This is a genomic window from Halobacillus litoralis (genome assembly GCF_009856445.1).
GTDB lineage: Bacteria > Bacillota > Bacilli > Bacillales > Halobacillaceae > Halobacillus > Halobacillus litoralis.
Genome location: NZ_WMFA01000001.1, coordinates 752958 through 766750 on the forward strand (window position 1 = coordinate 752958; position 13793 = coordinate 766750).

A 13793-nucleotide genomic window follows, 5' to 3' on the forward strand; every position below is an offset into this window, starting at 1 on the left:
AAGTATTTACCACCTGATAAGGGGTGGTCTTTCATGATCATGTCCCCACTATAGTTAGAGGTAGGGAGCCGCGGGATCTTAGAAGTTTGTAACAAAAGTAGATTCCTATATTTAAAATTGATGGAATTGCGTGTAAACTGTAAGAAAATGAGAGGGGGAAGAAACTTGGCAAAGTTCTGGAGTGTTTTATCTCTCCTTCTATTGCTTGGTGGAGTGATCTGGTGGGTAAATGCCTCTTATTTTAATCACCAACCGCGCACCAGTACAGAAACATCAGGGAGTGAGACCGTGGTATCTAAGGATCGTAAGCAAGAAGTTTATGCAACCCTTGAACGGAAGGGGACGGAATTACAATCCAACCATTTTGAATACACCATTCATAACGAGACGGCGGAGCCGGTCACTCTACCTTTTCGATCAGGTCAGAGATATGAGTACTATGTAAGGAACGGTAAAGGTGAACTGATCGAGACGTATTCAAAAGGAAAAATGTTTACACAGGAAGTAACGCAGAAGGTCATTGATCCTGGAGAAACGTACACAGAAAAAATAACACTTTTACCACTACCGCCAGGATTATATGTATTAGAAGTGGAGTCTGTATCGAAGTATAAGAACAAATTTAAAAAAATCGTTAAATTTGAAGTCGAAGGTCCAAAGAACGATAAAGGAGCAGAAACAACATGAAGTATTATCAGTACACAGCGATCCTGATGATCCTTATAGGATCTATTTTTTTCTCTCATGCTGAAACGGCACAAGCGGAGGCAAATGAAGTTAAAATTATCGTGAAACATAAAGATAAAGTTACAGCAGCATCAAAACCATCTTCTTTTCCTGTAGAAATTATTTCGACGCCAAAAGAAGAGGTCGCAAATAAAGTGGCTGCATTAAAAAATGACCCTGACATTGAATACATAGAAATGGATACGAAGGTTTACTCACAAGGAGAAATACCTAACGACAATTATTACGATAAACAAGAAGATACGCTAGAAGCTATCCATGCACCTGAAGGCTGGGGAGCATTCCAAGAGAAAAAGCTTGATGAAGACACAGTGGTAGCCGTTATTGATTCCGGGGTTCAATTGAATCACCCGGACCTGAAGGGACAACTGTTGGAAGGAGAAAACTTTGTAAACCCTGATCAGTCGCCTGAAGATCATTATGGCCATGGCACCCATGTGGCTGGTTTGATCAGTGCACTGACAAATAATGATGTAGGCGTGGCTTCCGTATCCCTCGGCAAAACGAAGATCCTTCCTGTGAAAATTATGGAAGAAAACGAAGGGAATGTATCAGATCTGATCGATGGCATTACCTATGCCGTTGAGCAGGGAGCGGATGTTATTAATTTGAGCCTTGGTACATATAACTATAAGTTTGCATTAGCTGATGCCATTCAATATGCACAGGATCAGGGAGTGCTCGTGGTGTCAGCTGCGGGGAATGATAATCGCAATGAAACCCTTTATCCTGCGGCCCTCGAAGGGGTTCTGGCTGTTGGGAGTATTAATCCGGAGACACAATCCAAGTCCTCCTTCTCTAATTACGGTTCAGGGATAGATGTAGTGACACCGGGCGATGGCATCTGGAGTACATATAAAGAAAATGGATACGAAGCTATGGATGGGACCAGCATGTCGACAGGCCATGTGAGTTCTCTTGCTGCTTTGTTGATGGAAAACTCTCCCTATTTAACAGGAAAACAAGTAGGGAAATTAATACAAACATCCTCTACAAAGCTTAGTGGCGAGTTTTTGTTAGGGAATGGAATGATTCATGCAGGCGATACTTTGAAAAATGTAAAACAGTATCAACGAATATCAGGTTCAACCTCCGTTGAAACTTCTGTGGAAGTTTCTCATGAAGGATGGGAGCGTTTAGAGGAAAAAGAGCTTACCATCAATGGACAAACTATCAAAGGGAAATTTGTGATCCTGGCCACAGCAAGAGATTTCCCTGACAGCTTAGCTGCGTCTCCGCTCGCTTCTTATTTGAACAGTCCTGTTCTGCTTGAATTGAAGAAGGACATTTCACCTTCGATATTAAAAGAACTGAAAAGATTAGATGCGTCTGATGTGCTTCTAATTGGAGGGACGAACGCTTTGTCGACAGAAGTGGAGTCTTCTTTGAAATCAAATGGGTACAACACTCACCGCATATCCGGGAAAGATCGCTACAAGACAGCTGTGGCTGTCAATCAGTTGATACCTTTTGATACCAATAAAGCTTTCATTGTTTCTGGACAAGAATTCCCTGATGCTCTCTCTGCTTCCGGATATAGTGCGATGAATGGATACCCTGTTCTTTATGTGCGCCATGACCGTATCCCGGGTGTCGTGAACGATTATATGAAAGCTGAAAATATCACGAAAAACTACATTGTAGGCGGGTCTGTTCCTGTTTCTGAAGACGTGGAAAATCAGCTGCCAGATGATAATCCTCTCAGGATAGCAGGAGATGACCGTTACGAAACAAACTATCAAATGCATCGTATCTTTGGAAATGACGATGCCAGGACTATTTATTTTGTAACGGGGCGTAACTTCCCGGATGCGATGGCAGCAGCTCCTCTTGCGGTTCAATCGGAAAGTCCTGTGATGATCACCCACGAAAATCAAAAAGTCATCACAAGCAAAAATATACAGCTCTTCGACTATAGGGAAGATTACCATATCGTAGGGGGAACGGTCCCTATTCCGGCTCCGTACGCATGGGAGATTGATGAGACTTTTTACCGGTGAAATACAGCCTGATTTCTAAGCCTGGTTTAAGGACAGGACTTAAGCATACTTTAAAAAAAATGCAAAACTAGGAGAAAGGTAGAAAGAGCTTGATAGATACAGGGCTTTCTACCTTTGTTTTGTTTAAAAACCTACGAACAGGATTTTCAGCCTATGTGTTTACAATTATCAAAATTGAGTGAATATTCATTGACGTATACACTTCTTTACATTACAATGAAAATTGTAATTTTTTGAAATTGTTTGTTAATAAAGGGAGGGGAGTATTAGGTAGATTTACACCGATTCACAGAAAAATTTGGGAGGTTATACACTTTGGTGTCAAACAAAAAGAATGCTAAGAAAAAAGCCTTAAGTGTTTTCGCCAGTGCAGCTATTGTAGCTTCTTCTTTCGCTGGAGTAACTACATACAATCCAGGAGCCGTGCAAGCAGAAACCAGTGAAGTGAAGACATTTAATACTCTATTAAACTATAAGGAAGTCGTTTCTCTTGCTAATAATGAAGAGAATGTACAGGAACTTGTCATTATTGGTAACGGGAAAGTTGACGCTACCAAGCAGCTTGAAAAGCTTGGAGTCAAAGTCAAACAAAACCATAGAAATTATGGTTACCTGGCTGATGTTCCTACAAATAAAATCTTTGATGTTGTAAAACTGGATGCTGTGCGTACGGTAGGAGATAATGCCGAGGTACAACTAGCACCAACTCCAGAAGACTCTGAGTCTAAAGGGAATAGTGATGTAAATAAAGAGGATAGCGTAAGCCCGGATCAGCTGGAAACTCACCCGGCTGCTGGCGTAGACGATTTTCACGGTAAATTTGATGGGGAAGGCACCACCGTTGCGATCATTGACTCTGGTCCAGACCCTGGGCATGAATCTTTTACAGATCTTCCTGAAGTAGAAGACGGAGAAGATGCTGAGGAAGTTTTCGCGGAAACGAGAAAATACGGAGATTCTAAGATTGTGAATGTTAGAGATTATACGGTCTCGAATTATCACCGCGCTGAAACAGGGGTATTTCCAGTAGAAGACCGCTATAAGAAATTTGTAGAAGGTGTGGAATACGATTATTTCTCCGAGGGTGATGTCGTTTTCATGCCTTTAGATGAAGACCAGAAAAATGACATGGGAATCACCGAAGAAGGTGATGTTTACTATGGCCAGACTCACTTCAATGCTTTGGCAGATTTGAATGGTGATGGGGAACACCCGGAAGAAGTAGATGGTGAAATCGAAGGGGATCCCGATAACTTTGGTGTGCTTCTTATTGGGGATGAGTTGTATATCGATACGGATATGGATGGAGACTTCTCTGATGAGACAGCTTACGAAAATGAGGAAGCTGGGACATTTGATGTCGATGTGACCGATGAGACGGTAGGAGCGAACTTCCGTGTCAATGACCTTGATTACCTTGAGGATCGGTTTGGAATCCGTACAGTCAACTTGTTCACTGATTTCAATGGCCATGGTTCACACGTAGCAGGTATTACGGCTGCGAATGGTCCGTTACGTGATAGTGAGACGGGAGCCGTAGCTGGAGAAGGTGTCGCACCTGAAGCTGATCTTGTTGGAATGCGTGTATTCGAGGAGTCAGGTGGAGCTTACACTTGGAGCATTCAGAAAGCCATGATCGATGCAGCTCTTCCTGAAGATATGGGCGGATTTGATGCAGACGTAGCCAACTTGAGTCTAGGTTCTCTACCAGACTTGAATATCGGTGAAGGAAGCTATGGAGAGCTTATGACTCTTCTTAGCGATGACTATGACATCGTCTTCGTTACATCTGCAGGTAACGATGGACCTGGTATAGATTCGGTTGGATCCCCTGGTGATGTAGGAAGCGTTATATCTGTCGGTGCCTATATCAACTCTGAAATGTGGGCCAAAGAGTACGGAGATTATCCGTATGGTAAGGATGCAGAAGGCAATCCTCTGCCTGGAGAAGGTCTATGGTACTTCTCATCTGTAGGTCCTAACGAAATAGGAGATCAGAAGCCGGACCTTGTAGCTCCAGGATCCGCATTTGCTGCTGAGCCTGTCCATCAGCATGGTGGTTTAGATTCAGCCTATGGGGTGAAGCAGGGAACGAGTATGTCTGCTCCATATGTCGCCGGTGCAGTAGCACTGTTGAAATCTGCGGCCTTGAAAGACCGCCTGCCATTTGATTATGAACTGGCTAAAGAAGCATTGGTCCAAACATCAAGAGAACTTGATGGTTATAACCGTGCTCAACAGGGAGCTGGACTGATCAATGTACCAGCAGCCTACGAATATATGCGCGAACATTTCGTCAATGAAGTTAAGGATGTTGACGTAACGGTCTACCATGGTGAGAAAGTAGCCGGTGGTCCTGGCCTATATGTTCGTAACAAGGACATTCCTGAAACGGTCGAAGTTCTTGTAGAGAATCCTTCTGATGAAGAGAAGAACTTAGAAATCACAGCGACTCACGATTGGTTCACACCGTCAGTTAGTGAACTTACACTAGGTGCGGGTGAACATGAATACATCACGGTCAGCTATGATGCGTCGAAATTGGAAACAGGGGTCAACGCAGGTAATCTGATCTTCAATGACCCATCCACTCATTATGTGGAAGCAAGAAGTGCTCAGACGATTATGACTGGGTATGAGTTCACAGAAGACAATAAACACCGCTTCCGTGCCAATGATGAAGTACAGTCTTCTCAAACCAAAGGCTATACATTTGATGTTGAGTCTGGCTTGAGTGAATTGCGTTTCTCTTTAAACGCGCTTACTGAAGGTGGAGATTATGAAGGCCGCGTCCGGATGATGATCTTTAATCCGAATGGTACACAAGTCAATGAGTACGTTGGATATGCCGGATATGGATCAGGTGGACTGGATGTAGAAGACTTCGTTGTTCCATCTCCTGAACCTGGTGTGTGGGAAGTTCACGTTTATGGAACAACCGCTCCAGAAGAAGGTAAAGAAGTCCATGAATACACCCTTGAAGCTGTAGCGCAGGATGTAGTGGCAAGTCCTGGACGTATTGACCTTGGTAAGGTGTCTACTTCTCAGGAATTCAACGAAGAGGTTACATTTACGAACTACTTGAAGGATTCTGCTGAGGTTAAATTCGAGACAGTCGGGTTCTCTGGACCTATTTCGAAAACTATCACAGGTGAAGTGACACAAAACCTTGCTGAAGCTGTAGATGATGGCGATTTAATTGATATCGAGATTGAGAACAATGTTTCCTTGAGTGTGGATGTTTCCCCAGAAACTCCTGCTGATTTGGATCTGTTCCTTTTAAATGAAGAAGGGGATATTGTTGCTTCAAGTGCAACAGGTTCAGATAGCGAAGCATTCTCTGTGACAGGTCTTCCAGATGGAAACTATCAGATCGCTGTTGATAATTTCGGTGATGGTTCAAGTACTGTAAATTACACGTTGAACATGACGGAAGAAAAAGTGTTGTCCTATGATACAACTGAGGAAACGAAGGGCTCTGTTTCTACTGATGCAGGCACGACGACTCTCGGTGTAGGGGAATCTGTAGATGTTCCAGTGTCTATTACGACACCGGATGAACCGATTAAAGGATATGCAGCATTGTATATGCTGGATGCGAATACAGATGAAGTACTGGATCTTGTACCAGTTACAACGGATGCCGATGTAGTAGATGTGCTATCTGGTGCGACCCGTACAGAAACAGCCATTGAAATTTCCAAAGACCTTTACCCTGATGGTGGAGCGGATACAGTTATCGTCACAACTGGATATGACTTCCCGGATGCATTGTCTGCTGGACCACTAGCGTCTGCAACCAATGCCCCAATCATCCCAGTTAATAGTAAAGGTACTTTAGATGAAAAAGCTCTTGAAGAAATTGAACGACTTGGAGCTAAGAATGTTTATGTATTAGGTGGAACAGGTGCTGTTGATAAGGAAGTATTCTCTCAATTGAATACCATCAGTATCGCTTCCGATAATATCGAGCGTTTGTCCGACGATACACGTTACGGAACAAACCTTAAGATTGTCAAAGAATTGCAAAGTGAATATGGCTTTGAAGGAAATGGCGTTTTCTTAGCCACAGGTAAGAACTATGCAGATGCGTTGAGTGCAGCTTCTATCGCTGGTGCCAACGGAATGCCGATTGTTCTTACAAATGGTGAAGAACTTTCTGAAGAAGCTCTTGAAATACTGGAAAATGAAGACGTTTATGTCGCTGGTGGTACGGGAGTCGTATCTGATGAAGTCTTAGCTCAGGCCGATGAAGTAGCCTTGTCTGTGGAAAGACTATCTGGTGCCAACCGTTACGGCACGCTTGTAGCCTTGCTCAAAGAGTTTGGTCACAGCACAGATCAACTTTATGCAGCGAGTGGAGCTAACTATCCAGATGCCTTAGCTGCTGCCCCACTGGTAACAGCAAATGACGGTCTACTTCTATTGGTAGATGACGAAAGACTTCCAAAAGAAGTAGATGCTTACCTTACGAAGTACGTGTACACGAATGATATTTCTTCTGTGACTGTACTTGGTGGCGACGGAGCTGTCAGCCCAGAAGTGAGAGAAGCTCTTCAGAAGAAAGTAACTGAATAATTAAGGTTGATAGTCACTCTCAGATTGTAAAAAACCTTTGAAAATAAGAGCGCAAGCCTACTTTAGGCTTGCGCTCTTACTATGTTAATCTTTCGGTAATGATTCATCTGTAAGCTTCTCTCCATGAGGCCCCACTATGGTAGATTGATAGTATTGCAGTTAATCTTTTGTTTAATAGTCCCTTCATGATTAGGGAGGCTAACATAAGGTATATCCAGCAAAAAAAAGTCATGGAAGAGATACCTCTTCCATGACTTTTTTAGTTCGAAGCTCTTATTTAAAGATCAACACTTTACCAACTGTACCATCTTCACTCTGACCAGTGACTCTGAACTTCAGTCCATACTCAGGAACATTTCGTCCCGCATCTACAAGACCTTTGTTCGAGTAATCTGCACTGTCATCAAAAAGTGGTGTGCGTTTCGTGTAATTATCTTTCATCGTTACACCTAAAAGGTTTGTATAATCTAAATACATTTTTTCGGTTTTATCAAGGCTGAATGCGGCATCATGTACTTGGAAACGAGTGGCTCCAATGCTGCCATCGCTCCACTTGTTTATATGCTGGTCTGCATCAACGACTCCTACAAAACCATCTCCTGGGTGGATACCTGTCCAGTTCTCAGAGTATTGCTTATCCACGTACCAGACGACAAGTCCATCATCGAATGTCATAAGGCTGTCCCCACGGCGGATGTTTGCTAAACCTTCATCGACCCCATTGTGACTTCTCCATTCAAGGAGGTAGTAGTGGTCGGAACGTTTAATTCCATCATTCTTTGTAAAACCATCGAGATTAAATTTAGCATCACCTTCTGCATCATCAAAGACAACTTCTTCTCCATCAACGACGATGGAAAGGTCGTCTGCGTAAAGGCCTGGGTTCGATACAGCACCATCTGTTACATATTCGATGGCTACTTCAACTTCTTGTCCTGCGTATGCAGAAAGATCGAAGGAAGCGTCAATCCAACCGTCTGAGCTTCCAGTGATTCCATTACCGAGGTTAGAGTCATAAGGATTAGTGTTCGTAGTAATATGACTTGCGACTGGCTCACCATTAACTGTTACGTATGCATAATCCCAGTCTTTTTCAATGTCATACCAAGCCTTGAAATTGAATTCAGCACTTGTTGCATCGGTCAAGTCGACTGTTTTGGTTAGGTAGTTGTGTAAATCATCAGCGCTTCCAGAGAAGTATTGATAATCACCACTAGCCGGTTCATTGATAACCGTTTCTTTCTCTGGCAAGTTGACCTTTACGACATCATTGTTCGTACCTTTTGTAATGGCTTCGTCTAAAAGGAACTCCATTCCATTCCCGTCAACATCTTCAACATCAATTTCTGAACCTGATAGCCAGTTTCCTTCTGTTCCTTCGTTATCTACTACTGCTGAAGCTTGTAGCATTTCTTTCATATAAGGACTGAATCCTGTAGGCATGGTACCAGGAATATCTCCAGCCCAGCTTCCGCTCGACATGATGGACCAGTAGCTGACTGGCTCACCAGCACCTGTATACTGAGTATCATACTCATCCGGAAGCCCAAGGTCATGTCCGAATTCGTGGGCCATGACTCCAACAGCACCATCTTCAGGCTCAATTGTGTAATCGTAGGCTGCCATCGATCCGCCCCAGTAGCCAACAGTGGCTTCTGTTCCGGAGATTGGTGTTACTCCTCCAAGATTCCAACGGTGAGACCAAATCGCATCAGAACCAAGAGATCCTCCACCAGCTTCTTCACCTACACCGGAGTGGATGACCATCAAGTGGTCGACTAATCCGTCAGGCTCTAAGTAGTCACCATCACCATCCAGGTCATAGCGGTCCCATTGGTCATAGTCAGCAATGTTTACGGTAGGGTCAGCTGCAGCAGCTTTAAGAGCTTCTTTAACTAGACCACGAGCATTAACATCACTACCATCTTCTGTCGGATAGTTCCCGCCATAGGCAGCAGCAGGTTTACTAGCTGTGTACCAGCCGGCAACATCACCTTCCACAGAATAACTTCCACCCGATTGTTGCTCATAATATTGTTTCATAGATACATAGGTTTCTCCGTCCGGACCTGTCCAGCCGCCTTCACCAAACAGCATATCCTGGTAATGTTCACGGGAGTAGGGATCTTCACCTTCATAATACATATCTGTCTCATCAGCAGTCATAGAATTATGAGGTTTATCAGGATAGTCGACCAGAAGAACTAGAACTTTGTCGGTACGCATTTCCCCATCATAAGCTTCTTCCTCGGCACCATCAGGAGTGTCCGCTTGTCCAAGTTTGTTTCCTTTTCCTTTCGTCAAGCTGTTATTATCCATAGCTTCTTTTAATTTTGCTTTGGTATCTGATTTTTCATTATCTAACTGGCCTTTCGCTTTTTCAGCTGAAGCCTGTTTAGAATCAAGGAACTTCTTCAAGCCTTTCTCTGCCTCGGCAGGTGAAGCATCTTTCGCGATTTTTCCACTTTCTTTCAACATCTCAATCAACCGCTCGTCATTGGCGATTGCTCCGTCAAATGGCATGCCCCCATGAGAATGTGAATGAGTTTTATGTACGTTCTCATGACCGGTCGTCGGCATTTCGAAAGCACTGGCGCTCATTGGACCCACAGCGAGTGCTAGAGCTAAAGCAGATGTTACAATCTTTGACGTTTTCTTCAATAAAATGACCCCTTCCTTTAGAAACCTTTTTTATCCTACATTTTCTAATTTATCAAAATAGAAGGAATAATCAATTCTTTCTACAAAATATTCAGAAAAATAAGTAAAATTAACTAAGTTAAATATTTTATATGTTTCTTTTCGACATTAGCATATCAAATTTATTTGAATTATTAGAAAAAATGTAAATAATTCAGTTGTTGATATTATAACTCTTCTAACAAACCTTTAACGATGTGGGAATATGTTGTGAAGTATATAACAGCAAAAAAAGGTCTAATAGCGAATAGCCTATAGACCTTTTTTGCTGTTGGGATTTTATATAATGTTCCACCTATGTTAGATATGACTAAATCTTTAAATCATGAGATTGTTCTCTGAATTCACCCGATAGTGAGCCTCAGGGTGGTGAAGAGAAGTTGTAAAACTTGCCCCATTTAAAAGAATGTTTCGAGCAAAATAAGATTCTGCTTGTGCGGCTAAGAAGTGCCTTCGGTTCCCGCGTCCGTAAAAAGTATTGTTGTAAATTCTAAAATTGTTCGTTCGGCTATAGACTTGTAGGTGTGATTGGTCGATGATGTTGTCATGGATAGCTAAACTGTTTCCGGCACTAATGATTAAGCCGTTTCTCGACGCAACGGTATTGTTCCGAAAAACATCTCCTTGCATCGTCTCCCATCCATCTTCCCAATCTACATCACAAGCGGGTGTCCTTCCATTTGAGTTTTCCCGAAAGGAGCACCCATCTACAAGCCATCCTTCGCCGCCGGTTAAAGCTAAACCCGTACTGAGATTATTTTCGAATTTACAATTTAGGAACTTACAATACCGGGGCATACCAACAGTTCTAATGAAAGCACATGCGTTGAAGTCTGTATCCATCGTACTTGGTTTGTTTTCTTGATATATAACTACACGAGCGAAGGACGCGTTCGATGGCTTAGTATAATTGAAAAATTGTAGGTTATAGGCATGTTGTTTGATGAAATTTTTATTAATATCATAAAAATAAATGGAATATAACCTTGAACGGAGATGAGGGTAGGAATAGTACCCTTGGTTATATCCGAGCATGTAATAATCCCCAAGTCCTCTTACATCCAGATAATCCTGATACCTCCATACCCCATTTGTTGAGTCATTATTGTTAAGGCCGTCTTCTCCAATGGATCCATCTTCCCAGTTCAATCCGACGCTAATGGAGCGGGTTTCTTTCTTCACTAAGTTGGTGCCGGTGATGACATTAAACCCGGGGGACTCATTAAAAGTGCAGTTTTTCCAAGTACATTTATACGACTCCTTAATTTCAAAGGTTAAACAACCTTCACTTGATTGTTCAATGGTTGTGCTTTTCGCTTCTCCAAAAAAATGTCCATTTTCAAACATGCATTGTTCGACATCCCCATCATAATAAAACATTGTATAACCAGAAGCAGTCTTTGTGCTGGGTTCAATGTATATCTTAGATTCGCTCCAATCTACAACCATACGCGATGGGGGAAGAATGGTACGGGCATCCGGGGTAATACTGTAATCCCCCTTTGGAAAAACGATTTTTTTAAATTCTTGGTCTATGGCGTAATCAAAGACCGCCTGAATGCCATTTGTCGTTTGTACTGGATTACTCCTGTCTGCATAGATTTGGAATTGCTGGATGTCAATCATGTACGTGTCTTCTTCACTTATGGTTTCTTCAGGTCCATCCTTTACGGTAACTTCAAAACTTGCTGAATATGCCTTTGAAGAATCGTATGCTGTAATCGTAGCTGTACCTGCCCCTCTTCCAGTCAGTACTCCATAAGGTACTGTGGCAACAGTTGCATCCGAGGTTTCCCAAATGATGTAGTTACTATCGTAAACATCAAAGGGTAAGGTCGTTGCCATTAGTGGAAACTCCTCCCCAACGTCAAGGGATTCAGTCTGACGGTTCAATGATATTCCATTTATACTCCTATTGGGTTGGGGAGGTTCAGCTGTATTTCCACCCACTTTGACATTGATATATTCGTAATAAGTTTCCCCATCATATTCAAGTTTAACTGTGACTTGAGTTTCTCCTGATGATATTCCTGTTAGAGTACCTGATTCACTAACTTTCACGAATCCTTCGTTTCCGCTTTCATAAGATAAGGTAACGTGTTCTTTATAATAGGCTGGATACGTTTGAACAGCAAGAGCCTGACTTTCTCCCACTTGTAGTAAAACATCAATCGGGAGGACTTGGAATCTTCTGAACGGTTCGGCGATTTTAATTGCGTGATCTTTTCTTAACATTTCTTCTTCAGTAAACGCACGATCGTACATTTCAAAACTTGAAAGGATTGTCATTGGAGTGTTTGCATTTAAATGGTTTCTTCTTAACAATAAATCTTCATTTTTAAGAGTGTTGACCCATTCAACAAAATCATTAGCTTTATAGATTTCAGACACATACCCATTTAGGTACATCTGTCCTTCACCATTTTCTTTTAACGTAACAATAAATACATTCTCTTCACCATCAAGAATGACATCCCTATAGCCATCCGTGAAGTTGCTATTCAGCTTTTTACCTGTATCATCCGCCATAGACAATGACTTCTCTGTACCTGTTCCATCGATATACTTAAAATAAGCGTAAATAATACCGTTCAGAAAGAACGAAACAACTTTTCCGGAGTTTGTTTTATAAAAGGCCCCGATAGGATTGTGAAGACTTACAACGAGAGTAAGGCCTCCATTATTTATATCAAACGGTAAGGAAGAGTCTGAAGTTGGGATGGTGACAAAACTATTTGAAGTAAGCATCACTCCTAAGTCATTAACGAATCCACTCTGTTCATCATGTGCTACGTTATTCAATGTTGCTGGTAACTGCATATATTCATCAAGAATGATATTATCTACAGATCCGTTGCGGTTTCTAAAATTATAATACAATAGCGAAGACTCAATAATAATGTTTGCTGATGCTGTAAAGCCTCCGTCTACAGTTGTTGCGGTAATCGTAACTTGCCCTTCCACTATTGCCTTTACTTCACCATCACTTGTGACAGTTGCAATGGTTGTATTACTTGAATTCCACTCTACCGCTTTGTTGTCTGCATTCTCAGGAAGGACAATTGCTTCAAGTTTAATCGTATTTCCCACTTGCAGGTAAAAATCTGTGGTTTTAAAACTTATTCCTATTACTGGAACTTCTTTAGGTGGGGGATTACCGATTGCATCGAGGATTCTTTGGTCCACTTCTTCTTTAGTATAGTACTCAAAATGGGCATGATTTTTGTCGGATTTTTGGTTTAGTACTTCTTGAAGGTTAATAATATCTTCAATTTCGTGCTGATGTAGTGGTTCACCAAACGGATTGAAATTTTCCTGGATGGAGTCACGGGATTCATCAGTAACAGGATAGTTGTATTGGTAAGTGAAAGATTCGGAAGCTGCCCCGTTCACATACTTTGTAACAATATTTTGAAAGTGAAAATACTGATCAGGGTCTGATGTGTACCTGACTTTTACTTCATTTTGGTTCATGATTGGATTAAATGTTATCGATCCTGTCTCATAATTGACGGAAAATTCATTTTCTCCTGGTTCAGTAAAGACTTCGGTAAGCCTTTTACCATCTATTACTTCAATGACTATAAGGGGGGAGTCACTTAAAGGTATTTCGCTAAGTTGGACAAGATTATTGCTAATGGTAAACGTTTCTTCAAGATTAATCGTCAAAATAATCCTCCTTATTTCATGGTGTAAAGAGGGGAGCACTTTTCCTCAATTGGGGTAGGAAGATGGAATTAAATTGGGTGATGTTCCCTTTTATATATA

At 41.9% G+C, this 13793-nt stretch carries 5 protein-coding genes; 3 read left to right on the forward strand and 2 right to left on the reverse strand.

Features of this window, described 5'->3' with window-relative positions; genetic code table 11:
* Window positions 1-165 precede the first annotated feature (165 nt).
* From GLW00_RS03450 to GLW00_RS03460, 3 genes are all read left to right on the forward strand, one after another.
* On the forward strand, window positions 166-687 hold the full coding sequence (locus tag GLW00_RS03450; RefSeq protein ID WP_160911256.1) for a BsuPI-related putative proteinase inhibitor: 522 nt from the start codon (window positions 166-168) through the stop codon (window positions 685-687).
* The gene (locus GLW00_RS03455) at window positions 684-2747 is read left to right on the forward strand and encodes a S8 family serine peptidase (protein WP_160911257.1); all 2064 of its coding nucleotides are present in this window, start codon (window positions 684-686) and stop codon (window positions 2745-2747) included. The genes GLW00_RS03450 and GLW00_RS03455 overlap by 4 nt, the downstream gene beginning before the upstream one ends.
* Before the next feature lie 318 nt (window positions 2748-3065).
* The gene (locus GLW00_RS03460) at window positions 3066-7325 is read left to right on the forward strand and encodes a cell wall-binding repeat-containing protein (protein WP_335808441.1); all 4260 of its coding nucleotides are present in this window, start codon (window positions 3066-3068) and stop codon (window positions 7323-7325) included.
* 273 nt (window positions 7326-7598) lie between these two features.
* Here the strand turns inward: GLW00_RS03460 and GLW00_RS03465 are convergent, their stop codons facing one another.
* Both GLW00_RS03465 and GLW00_RS03470 read right to left on the reverse strand, forming a co-directional pair.
* Window positions 7599-9926, reverse strand: coding sequence for an immune inhibitor A domain-containing protein (locus tag GLW00_RS03465; RefSeq protein ID WP_160911848.1), 2328 nt, complete (start codon window positions 9924-9926; stop codon window positions 7599-7601).
* A gap of 417 nt (window positions 9927-10343) precedes the next feature.
* Window positions 10344-13694 carry an Ig-like domain-containing protein gene (locus tag GLW00_RS03470; protein ID WP_202412341.1) on the reverse strand — a complete coding sequence of 1117 codons (3351 nt, stop codon included), beginning with the start codon at window positions 13692-13694 and terminating at the stop codon, window positions 10344-10346.
* Window positions 13695-13793 lie beyond the last annotated feature (99 nt).

Bases quoted from the DNA above. Each gene is read 5' to 3' on its own strand.
- GLW00_RS03465 (WP_160911848.1), bottom strand. From the start codon at position 9,926: ATGAGCGCCAGTGCTTTCGAAATGCCGACGACCGGTCATGAGAACGTA.
- GLW00_RS03455 (WP_160911257.1), top strand. From the start codon at position 684: ATGAAGTATTATCAGTACACAGCGATCCTGATGATCCTTATAGGATCT.